Here is a 16,554-nt window from a genome sequence, read left to right on the forward strand (position 1 = left end):
GCGGAAGTGAAGATTCCGTTCTGCGTGTGTGTCCACCCCTCGGGAAATGCGGTCGTACCGACCTTGCGGAATGGGTGGCCAGGAAGCGTGGGAGGGGTGATCATGAGAAGTCCAGAGCGCACTTCCCACGAGGAGGCACGGGTGGCCGAGACTCTGAAGAAGGGCAGCCGGGTAACCGGCGCCGCGCGCGACAAGCTCGCGGCAGACCTGAAGAAGAAGTACGACTCCGGTGCGAGTATCCGGGCGCTGGCCGAAGAGACCGGCCGGTCCTACGGATTCGTCCACCGGATGCTCAGTGAGTCCGGGGTCTCGCTGCGTGGTCGCGGAGGCGCGACACGCGGCAAGAAGGCCGCCACGGCCTGATTCCCCCCGGTCCCATCCGTTCCGACGTTCCACCGCTCCACTGAACCAGCGGTTCCTTCGGTGACCCCCGGCCGGCCCTCCGGCCGACCGGGTGGTTACTGTGCAGTCACTTAGGCCGGGCTTGCGGCCGACTGCACACCGGAGGCATACAGATGGCTCTGCTCGACAAGGACGGCGTACGACTCACCGTCGACGACACGGTCGCCACGGTGACACTGACCAATCCGGCCAAGCGAAACGCCCAGTCCCCCGCGCTCTGGCGGGCATTGGCCGAGGCCGGAAGGTCGTTGCCGGGCACCGTCCGGGTCGTCGTGCTGCGCGGCGAGGGACAGTCCTTCTCCGCCGGGCTCGACCGGCAGGCGTTCACCCCCGAAGGCTTCGAGGGCGAGCCGTCCTTCCTCGATCTGGCACGCGGTTCGGACGAACTGCTCGACTCCACCATCGCCGAGTACCAGGAGGCATTCACCTGGTGGCGGCGCACCGACATCATCTCCGTCGCCGCGGTGCAGGGACATGCGATCGGCGCCGGCTTCCAGCTCGCGCTCGCGTGCGATCTGCGCGTCGTCGCGGACGACGTGCAGTTCGCCATGCGCGAGACCAGCCTGGGCCTGGTTCCCGACCTGACCGGTACCCAGCCCCTGACCTCCCTGGTCGGCTACGCCCGCGCGCTGGAGATCTGCGCCACGGGCCGCTTCGTGCACGCCGAGGAGGCCGAGCGGGTCGGCCTCGCCAACCTCGTCGTCCCCGCGGACGAGCTCGATGCCGCCGTCCAGGACCTCACGACCGCGCTGCTGGCCCCGCCGCGGGACGCCGTGATCGAGACCAAGGCCCTGCTCCGCGCCGCCCCCTCCCGCCCGTACGACGAGCAGCGCGCCGCCGAGCGCGCCGCCCAGGCCCGCCGCCTGCGCGATCTGGCGGGCCTCTCCGACTGATCCCGGCGGTCCCCGCACGGACCGCCCCGCCGCCCCGTTCCCCCGTCCCGGGGGGCGGGGCGGCGGCATGTCCGGACCGGTGCGGGGCAGGCGCCGGGTACTGCCGGTTGCGGCCGACCGGCGTAGCTCCCGGTGCGTCGCGGGTGGTACCCGCCTACCGTGGTCGGGAGTCCAAGCTTCCCGTTCTAAGGACGAGCGATGACTGAAACCGCAGCAGGGGGACACTCCTCCGCAGCAGGGGGACACTCCAAGGAGCCCGGCGACCGGGGCCGTACGTCCATCGCCGACGGCGTGGTCGAGAAGATCGCCGGACTGGCCGCGCGCGAGGTGCTCGGCGTCCACGCCATGGGCAGCGGCAGCGGCATCTCCCGTACGTTCGGCGCCGTGCGCGACCGGGTGCCCGGGGGAGCCAAGGCCGGCGTGAGCCGCGGGGTCAAGGCGGAGGTCGGCGAGGTCCAGACCGCCCTCGACCTGGAGATCGTCGTCGACTACGGCGTGTCGATCCGTGACGTGGCCCGGGCCGTCCGTGAGAACGTCGTCTCGGCCGTCGAGCGGATGACCGGCCTGGAGGTGGTGGAGGTCAACATCGCCGTCAGCGACGTCAAACTGCCCGACGAGGAAGACGAGGAACCGGAATCCCGGCTCCACTAGGCGATCCCCCTCCACCACTTCGCTCCGCCGAGAGGAGCCCGCATGAGCATGGCGGTCGTCGGCCTGCTGGCCGGCATGGCACTGGGGTTCGCCGGATATTTCGGCGGCTTCGGGGCCTTCCTACTGGTGGCCGCCCTCGGCGCCATCGGGTTCGTCCTGGGCCGGTTCCTCGACGGGGACCTGGAGGCGGCCGACCTGTTCCGCCCCCGGGACCGCGACCGGGGTCGCGGCCGCGACGACCGGGGCAGGTGAGGCCCCGGTGAGCACGCCCAGGACCATCGCGACACAGGTGGACCCGGCGGACCGGGGTGCCACCCGCATCGCCGACCGGGTCGTCGCGAAGATCGCCGCCCAGGCCGCGCGGGAGGCGCTCGCGGCCGGCGGCCCGGCGGCGCCCGGTCCGGGCTCCGCCGCGCCGGCCCCGCACGCCACCGTCACGGTGCACCACGACATCGCCCGGGTCCGCATCAACATGGAGCTGGACTACCCCTCCGACGTCGCCGCGCAGTGCGCGGCGGTGCGCAGCCAGGTCGTCCGGCGGATCGCGGAGTGCGCGTCGATGTCCGTGCCCGAGGTGGACATCGAAGTCGAGCACCTGCACTCCGCACACACCCGGCTCTCCGCCGGGCGGGACCGGCGGCTGCGGTGAGCGCTCCGCCGCCCGACGGCACCGCCCCCTCGGCCCGGCTGCGTTCCGCGCGGCGCGTCCCGGCCGCCGTCACCGCCTGCGTGGTGCTGGGCGCGGCGGGCCTGCTCCTGTACGACCTGATCGCCGTACGGGCCGACCGCCCCGGGATGAGCTGGCGCCGCGACCTCGCCCACCAGCTCGAACGGCACGCCCCGGCGGACCCGGCCGTGATGGCGGGCGGCGGCGTGCTGGCCGCGGCCGGGCTGCTGCTCCTGGTGCTGGCGATCGCCCCGGGCCTCCGCTCGATCCTGCCGATGCGCACGCCCGACCCGGACCCGGCCACGGGCGTACGGGCCGCGCTCGGCCGCAAGGACGCGGCCCAGGTGCTGCGGGACCGGGCCATGGAGGTGTCCGGGGTGCGGTCGGTCAGGGTGAAGGTGGGCCGCTCCCGCATCGGGGTCCGGGCCACCTCTCACTTCCGGGAGCTGGACGAGGTACGGGCCGACCTGGACGCGGTCCTCGCGGTCGGCATCGAGGAACTGGGTCTCGCGCGCCCGCCGCGGACGCGCGTACGGGTCGGGAGGTGAGCACGGCGTGCTCAACGTGGTGAACCGGATCGTGCTGGCGCTGATCGGACTGGCCCTGATGGCGGCCGGCGCCGCGGTGCTGACCGGGTCGTGGCCGTTCGGCGGCCGGCACGCGCCGCTGCTGACCGCCGCCACCCGGCAGCGGTACGGCCACGGCGAGAGCTGGTACTGGTGGGCGGTGGCCGCCGGACTGGGGCTGTGTGTGCTGCTGGCCCTGTGGTGGCTGCTGGCCCAGCTGAGGCGCTCGCGCCTGCAGGCCGTGACCGTCGACACCGGGGACGGGGCCTTCGCCCTGCTGCGGGGCCGGGCGCTGGAGGAGGCGGTGGCCGCGGAGGCCGGCGCCCTCGACGGCGTCGCCCGCTGCCGGGTGGCGCTGCGCCGCAGGCGCGGATCGCCCGCGCTGCGGGTCGCGCTGGAACTGGAGCCGTACGCGGTTCCGGCCGACGCGCTCGCGGGGCTGGCCGGTCCGGTCATGGCCAACGCCCGCACCTCGGCGGGCCTTGCGGCGCTGCCGGCGGAGGCCCGTCTGAAGGTGGCGTCCCACCGGGCCCGGCGGGTGACGTGAACCGGACCCGGTGACGGCGCCTCCCGGGTCCGGCGACGACGTGGCCGGGCCCGGGAGGCGCCCCCGGAGCAGCCGTCCCGGAAGCCCCGTCAGAAGCCGTGCCGGGAGCCCCCGTCGACCGGGAGCATGACGCCCGTCAGGTAGGACGCGGCGGGGGACAGCAGGAACGCGGCCGTGCGGCCGAACTCCTCCGGGGCCCCGTAGCGCCGCAGCGGGATGCGGGACTCGTTCCCCGCCCGCGCGGCATCCGCGTCGCCGGACAGCGCGTCGAGCTCGCGCACCCGGTCGGTGTCGATGCGCGCCGGGAGCAGGCCCACGACGCGGATGCCGCGCGGACCGAGCTCGACCGACAGCGACTTCGCGAAGCCCGCCAGGCCCGGTCGCAGACCGTTGGAGATGGTCAGGCCGGGGATCGGTTCGTGGACCGAGCCCGACAGGACGAAGCCGATGACCCCGCCCTCGCCCAGCTCGGCGGCGGCCGTCCGCGCGAGGCGGACCGCGCCCAGGAACACCGACTCGAAGGCCGCCGACCACTGCTCGTCCGTGTTGTCGGCCGCGCTGCCCGGGGCCGGGCCGCCGACGCTGATCAGGATGCCGTCGAAGCGGCCGAAGCGCTCGCGCGCGGTGGCGACGAGCCGCCCGGCCGCGGCCGGTTCGGAGTTGTCGGCGGCGACGCCGGCCGCGTTCGGGCCGAGCGAGGCGGCGGCATCGGCCGCCCGCTTCTCGTCGCGGCCGGTCAGGAGCACTTTCGCGCCGTCGGCGGTCAGTTCACGGGCGGAGGCGTAGCCGAGGCCGCGGGTGGCTCCGGTGACGACGTAGACACGGTCCTTCAGTCCAAGATCCATGCCGACACGCTACGCCGTCGCGGGCTCCCGCTCGGCGGCACGGGCGGCCTGCTCGTCGAGGTCGCGCTTCTCGCGCCGTACGAGGATCACCCAGCCCACCGGAACCGCGGCGGTGAACAGCCACCACTGGACGGCGTACGCCATGTGGGGGCCGATGGAGTCGTGGTCGGGGTCGCCGATCATCCGCGGGCTGCCGTCCGCGGGGGCCGGGCCGGTGAGTTCCATGTAGCCGCCGAGGACCGGGCGGCCCAGGAACTCCGCCTGCCGGGTGCTGTTGATCAGCATCACCTGACGGTCCGGGAGGCCCTTGCGGTCCTTGATCCCGCTGCTGCCGCTCGTCTCGTCGGCCTTGAGCCGGCCGGTGAGCGTCACCTCGCCGGCGGGGGCGGCCGGCACCGGCGGGTAGGCGCGGGGGTCGTCGCCGCCCGGCACCCAGCCCCGGTTGACCAGGACGGCCCGGCCGTCGGCGAGCACCAGCGGGGTCAGGACGTGGAAGCCGACCTTGTCGTCCCCGTCGGTCCGCATCCGCACGACCACCTCGTGCGCGGTGTCGTACGTACCGGTCGCGGTGACGGCGCGCCAGAAGTCGGCGCGGGGGACCCGGTGGCCCGGAGAGGTGACCTCGGTCACGGGCACCGGCCGGTCCCGCAGGTTCGCCTCGATCAGCTGGTTCTGCGCGACCCGGTGCTCATGGCGGTGGAACTGCCAGAACCCCAGCTTGATCGTCGCGGGGACGAAGGCCAGGGCGACGAGGGTCAGGCACACCCACTGCCGGGTCAGTACAAAGCGGTACACGCCCACGACGGTACCCCCAGCCGGAGGGACCCCGGCGGCCGGGTGGCCGTCCGGGGTCGGGGCGCGGGGGACGCGGCGGGAGGAGCGGGGGACGGACACAGCCCCGGCCGAGGGGGTCAGACGCGGTCGACGACGCCCACCTTCCCCTCCGCCCGGGCGCAGTGCGCCCCGCAGAACCACTGGCCTTCGACCTCGACGCCCTGCCCGATGATCTGGACCCGGCAGTGCTCGCAGATGGGCGCCATGCGGTGGATGGCGCAGGAGAAGCAGTCGAAGACGTGCACGGCGCCCTGCGCGTGCACCTCGAACGACATGCCGTAATCGTTTCCGCAGACCTCACAACGTGCCATGCGCCGAATGCTGCGCACGGCGGCCGGGCGGAACAAGATCCACCGGGGTGAGTCGCCGTGCCTGCACCCGGCCGGCGCAACGCACGGCCCGGCGGGCCTCCGTGCGCGCCGCCCCTCAGTCCTCGGCGGCGGCCACGTCGCGCAGCAGGTGGGTGAAGGCCGCCTCGTCGACGACCGGGGTGTCGAAGGCCGCCGCCTTGACGGTCTTGGAGGTCGCCGAGTCGGGGTCGTTCGTCACCAGCAGGCTGGTGAGCCGCGACACGCTCGTCGCCACGTGCAGTCCCGCCTCGACGGCGCGGTCCTCCAGCAGGTCCCGGTCCACCGAGGTGTCACCGGAGAAGGCGATCCGCATGCCCTGCTTGAGCGGCTTGCCGTCCTCGAACCGCCCCGGGTTCGGGTGCGGGCACGGCGGCCGCTTGCGCGAGGCGCGCCAGTTGCCGCCCCCGTACGAGGCCTGGTGGCCGATCCGCGGCGCGGCCGGGGCGTCCGACCACTCCGTCAGCGGCCGGCACTCCAGCAGCGGCAGCCGTACGCCGTCCCGCGCGGCCGCGTGCAGCGAGGGGCGGAAGGCCTCCGCGAGCACCCGGGCGTCGTCGAGCGCGTGGTGGGCGCGCTGCTGCACCACCCCGAAGTGCGCGGCCAGCGACTCCAGCTTGTGGTTGGGCAGCGGCAGGCCCAGCTCCTTCGACAGGGCGATGGTGCACAGCCGCTGACGGACCGGCGCGGCCCCGGCGGCCCGCGCGTACTCCCGGGCGATCATCTGCCAGTCGAAGATGGCGTTGTGCGCGACGAGCACCCGGTCCGCGAGCCGCCCGGCGAACTCCTCGGCGATGTCCCCGAAGAGCGGGGCGTCCTGGAGCAGGTCGCTGGTGAGGCCGTGGATCCACACGGGCCCGGGGTCCCGCTGCGGGTTGACCAGGGTGTACCAGTGGTCCTCGACATTGCCCTGCGCGTCGAGCCGGTAGACGGCTGCGGAGACTATCCGGTCGTCGCGAGCGAGCCCGGTGGTCTCCACGTCGACGACCGCGTACCCCTGTGGGTACGCGGTCGGCCACATCGTGTCTGCGGTCGTACGGTCGTCGAGCATGGTCACAGAGGATATCGGCCCCGACCGACAGCCGTGTCCGCGGCTGGTGGGCGCGGGCGCCGGGAGGCGCTCAGCCCAGGGCGGCGACCAGGTCGCCCGCGGCGAGCTGTTCGAGCCCACAGCCATCAACGGGCCCCGGCAGCAACCGGTATACCGAGCCGCTCGCCCCGGTCGGCACCACCTCGCCGTCCACCAGCGCGAGGAACACCGACCGCCCGGAAGCGGCGGCGCCGGCGAGCGCCGCGACCCGGTCGGAGGTCTCCCGGGCGTCCGGCTCGCCCAGGCCGACCAGCCGGGCGGCGAACCCGGCGGTGTCCTCGCCGGCCCGGCGCCGGTACGTCCACAGCTCGTCCGGGTCGTCCGGCCGGGGCGTGCGGCGCAGCACGGCGACGTCCCGGCAGCGCGCCGCCGCGTGCCAGCCGGCCAGCTTCCACAGGGTGGTGCGGCCGGTGGAGAAGTACTGGAACAGGTCCCGGCCGATGCGCGCCAGGTCGGAGCCGTGCGCCGCGACGCTGTGGAAGCCCTCGTCGTCCGGAAGGTGGACGTCGGTCCACAGGAAGCCGCGCCGTTCGAGGTCGACGAGGAGCGGCACGTGGATCCGGGAACTGCCGACCAGGTCGTAGCGCTGGCGCACCGTCCGCGGGTCGTAGCGGGCGGTCCGCCCGGAGCGGGAAGGCAGCGCCATGAACCCGGCGAAGGCGTCGGGCAGCAGCTCGAAGGGGATGTTGTTGTAGCTGAAGACGACCGGTACGGCGAAGCGCACCCCGGTGTCGGCCAGCGCGTCCAGGTCGATGTCGACGTACTCGCTCGCCCCCGCGGGGGCGGGGGCGGAGGTGAGGTCCCCGGAGTGGACGACGGCGCCACCGCCGTACACGAGGCGCGTGTAGTCGCACACGCCCACGTGGTTCCAGTCCGCGTCGAACAGCGCCACCGACAGGTCCAGGTCCACCCGCTTGCGCGGCGGCTGCGTCCAGTGCAGGAACATGCGCAGCACCTGACCGTCGGGCAGGGCCTGGAAGCTGCCCTTGGGGACGGTGACCAGCGCCTTGGCCGCGGCCCGCTCGGTCGACGGGACGTTCAGGTGGGCGAGGCGCGTGTCGAGCACCGCCATGTCGTACGGCTCCGCCGCGGACAGCCGGCGCAGCACCTCCCGCTCGAACACCTCGCACACCGACCGGGTCACGGCCTCCGGGAAGGGGGCGCGGTCCTCGTCCCGGGTGTAGGACAGGGCGACCTGTCCGCGGGGGAAGAACACCCGCCGGGAGCCCGGGAGATGGCGGACGCGCAGCCGACCGAGCGCGGACAGCACGGGTCCGGGCCCGGCCTTCGGCAGCCGCTCCTCCAGGACCCGGGCGACCTGCGGGGGCAGCGTGTCCGCCGCGTACCGCCGCAGCAGGTGGTCCAGGCGGCGTACGAGTTCCCCCGGCCGTTCGGCGAGCACGGCGAGCGCCCGGTCCGGGTCCGGGTGCCGCAGGGCCTCCTCGGCGCGGCCCTTCCAGGTGGCCGCCCGCAGGAGCGGGCCGTCGGCGCGGACGGCGTGCGGGTGCGCGGCGGCCGTGGCGAGCAGGGCCGCGCCCAGGGCGGTGCCCCGGGTGTCGGTCCCGCGCAGCACGGCGAAGGCCAGCGCGGCGCGCGGGTGGCGCGCGTGCCCCTCGAAGGGGTGCAGGATCTCGGCGGCCCGCTTCCACGGATCGGGGTGGCGCAGGACGTCCTCGACCAGGTCGGCCGGGTCCAGCGCGTCCAGGACGCCGAGGAGTTCACGGCGCAGGGGGCGCGGCAGGGACCGTACGCGCGGCGGTTCCAGCAGGTTCGCCTCGCCGCCGGACCACACGGCGAGCAGCCGCAGGACGTCGGTGGCGGTGGTGAGCCGCGCGGGCAGCAGGGCGCGCACGGCCTCGCGGGTGCGGCGCTCGCGCAGCAGGGTGCCCAGCACCAGTGCCTTGGTCTCCCGTACGGGGATGTCGTCCGGGAGCCAGCCGAGCCCGGCGGGGGCGTGGGCGAGCAGCACCCGGGTCTCCTCGACGTCGTGCGGGGAGAGCGGGGTGCGGCGCGCGAGCAGCCGGCCGAGGGCGGTGACGCAGTCGGCGGGGCGGTCGGTGCCGAACCGGAGCAGCCGCAGCGGGCCCGCGGAGGTGCCGTCGTCCGGGTCGCCGCCGTCCGCGGCGCCTGTGCCGCGGGGGCCCGTGCCGTCCTCCGCGGCCGGAGCCGGCTCCGGCGGGAGGCGCAGGAACGGGTCGCCGGGGTCGACGCGGCCGTGGCAGACCGGACAGCCCGTGTACACGGAGCCGTCCCAGCAGCTCCGGCAGACCAGATGGGCGCAGGGCGCGACGGGGTGGACGCTGCCGGGGTTCGCGCACCGCACGCACGGCTGGTCCGGCCACTGGAGGAGGAGGGCCAGGACCCGGTCGACCCACAGTCCGTACATGTCGTCCGGCACGGAGGCGGGGAAGGTGCGGAACAGTGGCATGTGGGTGCGGTCGGACCCCAGCAGGACGTCGATGTCACCGACCAGCTGCGCACCGGCCCGGGCGAGTCCGGTGGGGCCGAGCCAGGCGAGGGCCGACCGCAGCGGCGGCGTCAGGGCGTGTCCCCGGTCGAGGAGTTCGGCCTCCAGGGCCATCAGGCCCCCGTCCGTCGGGGGGTCGCCGGGGCGCGGCCCGGCCTGGTCGACGTACACGGTCTGGAGACGGCGCAGCAGGACGGTCGACAGCTCGGGCAAAGGGGGGATTCCTCCGGAACGGGGAAGGGAGAGGGGCGGGGGCGGAGAGGGGGCGCGCTACGGGTTTTCGAAGGAGGTCGAGAAGGAAGCACTCCGCGGAGCCGCCCCCGCGCCGCAGATACAACCACGGGCGCCGGAGCGTGCCAACCGAATTAACGGCGGGGTCCGGCGGCTCGACCGGGGGGCCCGGCGGCCTCCGGGAGCAGCGCCGTGACCAGGGACCGCACCGACAGCAGGAAGATCCGCTCCGGATCGGCCGGGCGGGCCAGGGCCCGGGCGAGGGCGGGGTCGCGGGGCGCGGCGGCCGGGTCCCAGAGATCGCTCTCGGCGGGGGACTGGGCGGGGGAGCGTTCGCGGTTGCGCTCGACCAGCAGGAAGCCGATGACCTGGAACTGGATCACGCGCACCGCGTCGGCCGCCCGCGCGCCGCGCAGTCCGGCGGCGTGCACCTCGTGCACGAGGGCCTGCTGTGCGGGCAGGAACATCCGCTCGGTGAGCCCGCGTTCGTGGACCATCGCGATCAGGTGCGGCCGCGCCCGCAGTTCGCGGCGCAGGATCCGGGCCACCGACAGGATGCGGGCGCCGGGGGTGCGTCCGGCCGGACGGATCGCGCCCATCTCCTCGACGGTCCGCTCCACGAGGGCGTCCAGCAGGGACTCGCGGTTGCCGACGTGCCAGTAGATGGAGGTGACCGCGGTGCCCAGCTCGGCGGCGAGCTTGCGCATGGTGAGGGCGTCCGGACCGTGCTGTCTGACCAGGCGCGAGGCGGCTTCCAGGACCTCCACCCGGGTCAGTGTGCTTCTGGCCATCCCCGTATCGCCCATCTGTTGATCCGTCAGTTCTGTTGCATGCAAGGGTATTTACCCTTCATCGGCGGCGGTGTAACTGTGTTACAGAACCGACCGAAGGGTGGTGCGAGAGATGGCACGCGTACGGTACGGAGCGCGGACCGAGGCCGAGATCGCGGCGTCGCGCGAGAAGAGCTCCAAGCTCCCCGACATCTGGTCCACCGGCGTGGTGGCGGTCTGGGAGAGCGACCCCGACGTGGTGGCGGCGGTCCTCCCGCCCCCGCTGGAGCCGGCCGGCCGGCCCCTGGTGCGGGCCAACATCAGCCAGGTCGACCTGCCCGGATACCCGCTCGGCGCGGGCTCGGTGGCCGTCGCCGCCCGGCACGGCGGCGTCGAGGGCTGGTACCCGCTGGTCATGCCGATGACCCACGAGCGCGCCCTGATCGGCGGGCGCGAGGTCTTCGGCGAGCCGAAGAAGCTGGGCGAGGTCACCGTCGAGCGCGACGGCCTCGTGGTCCGGGCCGCGCTCGCCCGGCACGGCATCGCGTTCGTCGAGGTCCGCGGGGCGGTGGACCGCGCGCTGCCGCTGCCCGAACCGACCCGCAAGACCGACTTCTACTTCAAGTTCTCGCCCGCGGTCGACGGTTCGGGCTTCGACGCCGACCCGGTCCTCGTCCACTGCACGCGCAACGAGAGGGTCCGCAAGCTGGAGCACATCACCGGCGACGTGGTGCTGCGGGAGTCGATGTTCGACCCCGTCGCCGACCTCCCCGTCCTGCGGATCGTGGAGATCACCATCGGCGAGAAGACCACCGACCAGCGGGGCCGGGTCGTCGAGCGGGTCAGCGCGCAGGCCCTGCTCCCGTACATCCACCAGCGCTACGACGACCCCCTGCAGATCCTCGACGGCCCGCCCGAGGGGAGCGTCTGAGATGCGGCTCGAACCGGGACAGGTGGCCGTCGTCACCGGCGCCGCGAGCGGCATCGGCCTCGCGATGGCCCGCCGCTTCGCCGCCGAGGGCCTGAAGGTGGTCCTCGCCGACGTGGAGGAGGGCGCCCTGCACAAGGCCGCCGGCGAACTCGCCGAGGACGGGGCCGAGGTACGGGCCCGGGCCGTCGACGTCAGCGACCGCGACTCGGTGCTCTCCCTCGCGGACGCCGCGTACGGGGCCTTCGGCGCCGTCCACGTGCTCTGCAACAACGCGGGCGTCGGCTCCGGAGCCGAGGGCCGGATGTGGGAGCACGAGCCCAACGACTGGAAGTGGGCCTTCTCCGTCAACGTCTGGGGCGTCTTCCACGGCATCCAGGCCTTCGTCCCGCGCATGATCGCGGCCGGCGGCCCCGGCCACGTCGTCAACACCTCCTCCGGCGACGGCGGCATCGCCCCGCTGCCCACCGCCTCCGTGTACGCCGTCACCAAGGCGGCCGTGGTCACGATGACCGAGTCGCTGTACGCCCACCTCAAGGCGGAGGGCGCGGACATCGGCGCCTCCGTCCTCTTCCCCGGACCGCACATGCTGCGCACCGGCCTGTGGGAGTCCCACCGCAACCGGCCCGACCGGTACGCGAAGGAGCGCCCGCGCAAGTCCCCGTACCGCAGCCTCGACCAGTACGAGGCCGCCATGAGGCAGGCCGGGCACGCCGTGGAGTTCACCCCCGTCGAGGACGTCGCCGAGCACGTCGTCGACGGCATCCGCGCCGACCGCTTCTGGATGCTCCCGGCGAGCGCGCACAGCGACCGGCAGATCCGCGCCCGGTCGCAGTCGATGCTCGACCGCGCCAACCCCGCCTACCTGGAAAGCTTCATCCTCGACTGAGGGGCCCGCCGTGCCTGACGACACCCGTGAAGACCCGTACCTGATCATCTCCTCCGACTGCCACGCGGGCCTGCCGACCGAGCAGTACCGCCCGTACCTCGACTCCCGCTTCCACGCCCGGTTCGACGAGTTCCTCGGCCAGCGCGACGCCCGCCGCGCGGAGGCCACCCGCCTCGGCGTGCGCAACGAGGCCTTCGCGGAGAAGTGGTTCCGCGACCACGAGGAAGGCCTCAAGGGCGGCTGGGACACCGGACAGCGGCTGAAGGAACTCGACGGCGACGGCGTGGCCGGCGAGGTCGTCTTCCCCGACGCGGACGCCGTCGACAGCCAGACCGCGGCCCCCTTCGGGGTGGGCCTCGGCCTCTCCGGCGACCAGGACCCCGAACTCGGCATGGCGGGCGCGCAGGCGCACAACCGGTGGCTGGCCGAGTTCGTCGGCGCCGGGGCCGGCAAGAACGCGGCGCGCCACTGCGGCGTCGCCCTGCTCCCCATCACGGGCGAGCCGGACAAGGTCGTCGCGGAGATCCACCGGGCCAAGGAGTCCGGGCTGGGCGCGCTGATGATCCCCGCGATGTGGGTCGACAAGGCGCCCTACCACGACCGCCGTTACGACCCGGTGTGGGCGGCGGCGGCCGAGACGCGGATGCCGATCGTCACCCACTCCGGCTCCTCCCCGCGCCACGAGTACGGCGACCACCTGGGCATCTTCGTCTCCGAGGTCACCTGGTGGCCGGCCCGCCCGCTGTGGTTCCTGCTCTGGTCGGGCGTCTTCGAGCGGCACCCGGGCCTCAGGTTCGGCGTCGCGGAATCGGGCTGCTGGTGGCTGCCGAACCAGCTGTGGTTCATGGACCGCCTCTACCTCGGCGCCCACGGCGGCAAGAAGCTCTCGCCGTTCGAGGAACTGAAGCGCCCGCCCAGCGAGTACCTGGACCGGCAGGTGTTCGTCTGCGCCACGAACACCAAGCGGCGGGAGCTGGCGCAGCGCTACGAGATCGGCGTGGACAACATCCTGTGGGGCTCGGACTTCCCGCACCCCGAGGGCACCTGGCCGAACACCCGGGCCTGGCTGCGGAACACCTTCCACGACATCCCGGTCTCCGAGACCCGCCGGATGCTCGGCCTGTCGGCCGCGGAGGTCTTCGGCTTCGACACGGACGCGCTCGCCCCGATCGCCCGCCGGATCGGCCCCACCCCGGCCGACCTGGGTCAGAGCGCCGACCAAGGGGCGGTGGAGGCCTCCTGGTCCCGCTCCCGGGAGGTGGGCCGGCACTGGCTGACCGAGCACGACTTCCCGGTGCTGGGGGTGAACCCGTGAGCGCGGCGGACCGGTACACCGTCATCTCGGCGGACTGCCACGCGGGCGCCGACCTGCTGGACTACAAGCCGTACCTGGAGAAGCGCCACCACGACGAGTTCGACGCCTGGGCGGCCGCGTACACCAATCCGTACGAGGACCTGCTCGCGGACACGGCGGACCGCAACTGGAACTCCCGGCGCCGGCTGGCCGAGATGGAGGCCGACGGGATCGTCGCGGAGGTCCTCTTCCCCAACACCATCCCGCCGTTCTTCCCCAACGCCTCCCTGATGGCCCAGCCCCCGACGGCCGGGGAGTTCACCCTGCGCTGGGCCGGCCTCCAGGCCCACAACCGCTGGCTGGCGGACTTCTGCGCGGACGCCCCGGGCCGGCGGGCGGGCGTCGCGCAGATCCTGCTGAACGACGTCGGGGAGGCGGTGAAGGAGATCCGCCGTACGAAGGAGGCCGGCCTGACGGGCGGCATCCTGCTGCCGGGCGCCCCGCCCGGCAGCGGGGTCCCCGAGCTCTACTCGGCCGCGTACGACCCGATCTGGGCGGTCTGCGACGAGCTGGACGTCCCGGTCAACCACCACGGCGGCTCGGCGTCCCCGCCGCTCGGCGACGAACCGGCCGCGCGGGCCGTCTTCATGGTGGAGACGACCTGGTTCTCGCACCGGGCCCTGTGGCACCTCATCTTCGGCGGCGCCTTCCGCCGGCACCCGGGCCTGAGGCTGGTCCTGACGGAACAGGGCTCCGGCTGGATCCCGGGCGTGATGCAGATGCTGGACTACTACCACGGCCGCCTGGTCGCGGCCTCGGCCACCGCCGAGTCCAAGTTCGGCGCGGGCCTCGCCGACTCCATGGGCAAGGGCCCGAGCGAGGTGTGGCGGGACAACTGCTTCGTGGGCGCGAGCTTCATGCGCCCCCACGAGGTCCCGCTGCGGGACCGGATCGGCCTCGACAAGATCATGTGGGGCAGCGACTACCCCCACGACGAGGGCACCGCCCCGTTCTCCCGCGAGGGCCTGCGGATCGCGTACGCCGGCCTCCCGCGCGAGGAGGTCGCGGCGATGGTCGGCGGCAACGCCGCCCGCGTCTACGGCTTCGACCTCGCCCTCCTGGACGCGCTGGCCGCCGAGCACGGCCCGCTGGTCTCGGAGATCGCCGAGCCGCTGACGGAGGTCCCCCCGCAGGCCACCAGTCCGGCCTTCGCCCGCGGCGGTTCGGTCCGCGTCTGGTGACACCGGGTCGGTCCGGCGCGGGGGTCCCGGGCCCGGGACGGCCCGGGGCCCCTGCGCCGGGCCGGCCGGGACCCGGGGCCCCCGCGCCGGGGACCCGCCCTGCCGCGCCGTCGGGTGAACCGTCGGTAACACCGATGGATACCGATCGGTAACAACCTCTAGCGGCGCCCGTGAGGCCGCCTCTATGGTGCGGTCATGCCGAACCTGCCCGATGTCGTGCTGTGGTCCATACCAGCCTTCGTGCTGCTCACCGTCGTGGAGTTGGTGAGCTACCGGATCCATCCCGACGAGGACGCCGCCGGGTACGAGACCAAGGACGCCGTCACCAGCCTCGGCATGGGGATCGGCAGCCTCGTCTTCGACTTCCTCTGGAAGATCCCGATCGCCCTGATCTACGCGGCGGTCTACGAGCTGACCCCCCTGCGCGTCCCCGTGCTGTGGTGGACCGTCCTGCTGATGCTGCTCGCGCAGGACTTCCTCTACTACTGGCAGCACCGCGGCCACCACGTGATCCGCATCCTGTGGGCCTGCCACGTCGTGCACCACAGCAGCCGCAAGTTCAACCTCACCACCGCCCTGCGCCAGCCCTGGACCAGCTGGACCTCCTGGCCGTTCTACCTGCCGATGATCGCCCTCGGCGTCCACCCGGCCGCCGTGGCCTTCTGCTACTCGGTCAACCTCGTCTACCAGTTCGGCATCCACACCGAGCGCATCGGCAAGCTGCCGCGGCCGGTCGAGTACGTCTTCAACACCCCCTCCCACCACCGCGTCCACCACGCCTCCCAGGGCGGGTACCTGGACCGCAACTTCGGCGGGATCCTGATCGTCTGGGACCGGATGTTCGGCTCGTGGGTGGGGGAGGGGGACAAGCCGGTCTTCGGCCTCACCAAGAACATCAGCACCTACAACCCGCTGCGCGTGGCCACCCACGAGTACGCCTCCATCGCCCGGGACGTCCGCGCCGCCGAAAGCTGGCGCGAGCGGGCCGGCCGCGTCTTCGGCGGCCCGGGCTGGCAGCCGGCCCCGGCCGGCTCCCCGGCCCCGGCCCCGGCCCCGGCCGCCTCCGCCGTCGCCTCCGCGGCCCCCGCCCCCGCCCCCGCCCCGGCCGGCAGTCCGGTCGCGTTCCCCGTCCAGGCGACCGACGCCGCCGACGCCCCCCAGCCCGTACGGGAGACCACCGCGTGAGCACCGCAGAGTCGGCCGGCCGGCCGGCCCCCGCCTGGGCCGCCGGCCGGGCGCCCGCCGGGCGGGACCGGCTCGGCCGGGCCGCCCTCGCCGGGTTCGCCCTCGCCACCGCCGCCGACCTCGGCTCCCTCCTCGCCGGCTGGGACCCCGGGCACCTGGTCTTCAAGCCGCTGCTGATGCCGCTGCTCGTCGCGTACGCGCTCACCCGCGGCGCGCCCCGGCTGCTGGTCGCGGCCCTGCTGTTCGGGTGGGGCGGGGACCTGGCCCTGCTCTTCGACGCGGAGGCGGCCTTCCTCGTCGGCATGGGCTCCTTCGCCGCCGGACACGTCTGCTACCTCGTGCTGTTCGGCCGGCGGCCGGCGAACCCGCTGCTCGCGGGCGGGTACGCGCTCGCCCTCCTCGGCACCGTCGGCCTGATGTGGGGCGACCTCCCCGCGGACCTGCGCATCCCCGTCGCCGGCTACAGCCTGCTGCTCACCGCCATGGCGCTGCGCTCCGGCGCGCTGGGCCTGCGGGCCGGACTCGGCGGCGCGCTGTTCCTGCTCTCCGACACCCTCATCGCCACCGGGGTCGCCGAGTGGCCCCAGCCGCCCCGCCCGGACTTCTGGATCATGGCCACCTACCTGGCCGCCCAGTACCTCCTGGCCACGGGCGTCCTGGCAGCGGGGCAGGCGTACCGTAGGGAAGTCATACAAGACTGAGCCCCT

At 74.0% G+C, this 16,554-nt stretch carries 19 protein-coding genes; 13 read left to right on the forward strand and 6 right to left on the reverse strand.

What is annotated here, in order from left to right:
• Window positions 1–141: 141 nt before the first annotated feature.
• The 7 genes from ACZ6S8_RS07855 to amaP all read left to right on the forward strand — a co-directional run bounded on the left by ACZ6S8_RS07855 (window position 142) and on the right by amaP (window position 3,726).
• Window positions 142–363, forward strand: coding sequence for a helix-turn-helix domain-containing protein (locus tag ACZ6S8_RS07855; RefSeq protein ID WP_030010789.1), 222 nt, complete (start codon window positions 142–144; stop codon window positions 361–363).
• Between the two features lie 152 nt (window positions 364–515).
• Entirely contained in the window at window positions 516–1,295 is a 780-nt protein-coding gene (locus ACZ6S8_RS07860) for an enoyl-CoA hydratase/isomerase family protein (RefSeq protein ID WP_469453452.1), read from the forward strand.
• Between the two features lie 198 nt (window positions 1,296–1,493).
• Window positions 1,494–1,946, forward strand: a complete 453-nt coding sequence (locus ACZ6S8_RS07865) for an Asp23/Gls24 family envelope stress response protein (protein ID WP_469453454.1) — start codon at window positions 1,494–1,496, stop codon at window positions 1,944–1,946.
• A 42-nt stretch (window positions 1,947–1,988) separates the two neighbouring features.
• Window positions 1,989–2,198, forward strand: coding sequence for a hypothetical protein (locus ACZ6S8_RS07870; RefSeq protein WP_469453456.1), 210 nt, complete (start codon window positions 1,989–1,991; stop codon window positions 2,196–2,198).
• Between the two features lie 7 nt (window positions 2,199–2,205).
• Window positions 2,206–2,595 (forward strand): hypothetical protein, encoded by a 390-nt coding sequence (locus ACZ6S8_RS07875; RefSeq protein WP_469453458.1) that lies wholly within the window; start codon window positions 2,206–2,208, stop codon window positions 2,593–2,595.
• Complete coding sequence (locus ACZ6S8_RS07880; RefSeq protein ID WP_469453460.1) at window positions 2,496–3,161, forward strand: DUF6286 domain-containing protein; 666 nt, start codon at window positions 2,496–2,498, stop codon at window positions 3,159–3,161. Before ACZ6S8_RS07875 ends, ACZ6S8_RS07880 begins: the two co-directional genes overlap by 100 nt.
• 7 nt (window positions 3,162–3,168) lie before the next feature.
• Entirely contained in the window at window positions 3,169–3,726 is a 558-nt protein-coding gene (gene amaP / locus ACZ6S8_RS07885) for an alkaline shock response membrane anchor protein AmaP (RefSeq protein WP_469453462.1), read from the forward strand.
• Window positions 3,727–3,815: 89 nt separating this feature from the next.
• On the opposite strand, the gene ACZ6S8_RS07890 is transcribed toward amaP, so the two are convergent.
• The 6 genes from ACZ6S8_RS07890 to ACZ6S8_RS07915 form a co-directional block, all read right to left on the reverse strand.
• The gene (locus ACZ6S8_RS07890; RefSeq protein ID WP_469453464.1) at window positions 3,816–4,571 is read right to left on the reverse strand and encodes an SDR family oxidoreductase; all 756 of its coding nucleotides are present in this window, start codon (window positions 4,569–4,571) and stop codon (window positions 3,816–3,818) included.
• 9 nt (window positions 4,572–4,580) lie between these two features.
• Window positions 4,581–5,366, reverse strand: a complete 786-nt coding sequence (locus ACZ6S8_RS07895; RefSeq protein WP_469453466.1) for an SURF1 family cytochrome oxidase biogenesis protein — start codon at window positions 5,364–5,366, stop codon at window positions 4,581–4,583.
• A 116-nt stretch (window positions 5,367–5,482) separates the two neighbouring features.
• Window positions 5,483–5,716 (reverse strand): hypothetical protein, encoded by a 234-nt coding sequence (locus ACZ6S8_RS07900; protein ID WP_267722439.1) that lies wholly within the window; start codon window positions 5,714–5,716, stop codon window positions 5,483–5,485.
• A gap of 115 nt (window positions 5,717–5,831) precedes the next feature.
• On the reverse strand, window positions 5,832–6,809 hold the full coding sequence (locus ACZ6S8_RS07905) for a DEDDh family exonuclease (RefSeq protein ID WP_469453468.1): 978 nt from the start codon (window positions 6,807–6,809) through the stop codon (window positions 5,832–5,834).
• Window positions 6,810–6,873: 64 nt separating this feature from the next.
• On the reverse strand, window positions 6,874–9,522 hold the full coding sequence (locus tag ACZ6S8_RS07910) for an MXAN_6230/SCO0854 family RING domain-containing protein (protein WP_469453470.1): 2,649 nt from the start codon (window positions 9,520–9,522) through the stop codon (window positions 6,874–6,876).
• A 152-nt stretch (window positions 9,523–9,674) separates the two neighbouring features.
• Window positions 9,675–10,331, reverse strand: coding sequence for a TetR/AcrR family transcriptional regulator (locus tag ACZ6S8_RS07915; protein WP_469453472.1), 657 nt, complete (start codon window positions 10,329–10,331; stop codon window positions 9,675–9,677).
• A gap of 112 nt (window positions 10,332–10,443) precedes the next feature.
• Between ACZ6S8_RS07915 and ACZ6S8_RS07920 the strand changes: the two genes are divergently transcribed.
• From ACZ6S8_RS07920 to ACZ6S8_RS07945, 6 genes are all read left to right on the forward strand, one after another.
• The gene (locus ACZ6S8_RS07920) at window positions 10,444–11,241 is read left to right on the forward strand and encodes an acetoacetate decarboxylase family protein (protein ID WP_469453474.1); all 798 of its coding nucleotides are present in this window, start codon (window positions 10,444–10,446) and stop codon (window positions 11,239–11,241) included.
• A 1-nt stretch (window position 11,242) separates the two neighbouring features.
• Window positions 11,243–12,127, forward strand: coding sequence for an SDR family NAD(P)-dependent oxidoreductase (locus ACZ6S8_RS07925; RefSeq protein ID WP_469453476.1), 885 nt, complete (start codon window positions 11,243–11,245; stop codon window positions 12,125–12,127).
• 10 nt (window positions 12,128–12,137) lie between these two features.
• Window positions 12,138–13,442: an amidohydrolase family protein gene (locus ACZ6S8_RS07930; protein WP_469453478.1), complete on the forward strand. Its 1,305-nt coding sequence runs from the start codon at window positions 12,138–12,140 to the stop codon at window positions 13,440–13,442.
• A complete protein-coding gene (locus ACZ6S8_RS07935; RefSeq protein WP_469453480.1) occupies window positions 13,439–14,662 on the forward strand; it encodes an amidohydrolase family protein in 1,224 nt (407 codons plus the stop codon). The genes ACZ6S8_RS07930 and ACZ6S8_RS07935 overlap by 4 nt, the downstream gene beginning before the upstream one ends.
• Before the next feature lie 195 nt (window positions 14,663–14,857).
• Window positions 14,858–15,847: a sterol desaturase family protein gene (locus ACZ6S8_RS07940; RefSeq protein ID WP_469453482.1), complete on the forward strand. Its 990-nt coding sequence runs from the start codon at window positions 14,858–14,860 to the stop codon at window positions 15,845–15,847.
• Entirely contained in the window at window positions 15,844–16,548 is a 705-nt protein-coding gene (locus tag ACZ6S8_RS07945; protein WP_469453484.1) for a lysoplasmalogenase, read from the forward strand. The genes ACZ6S8_RS07940 and ACZ6S8_RS07945 overlap by 4 nt, the downstream gene beginning before the upstream one ends.
• The last annotated feature ends 6 nt before the right edge of the window (window positions 16,549–16,554 follow it).

Source organism: Streptomyces sp. NPDC048461, assembly GCF_055587105.1.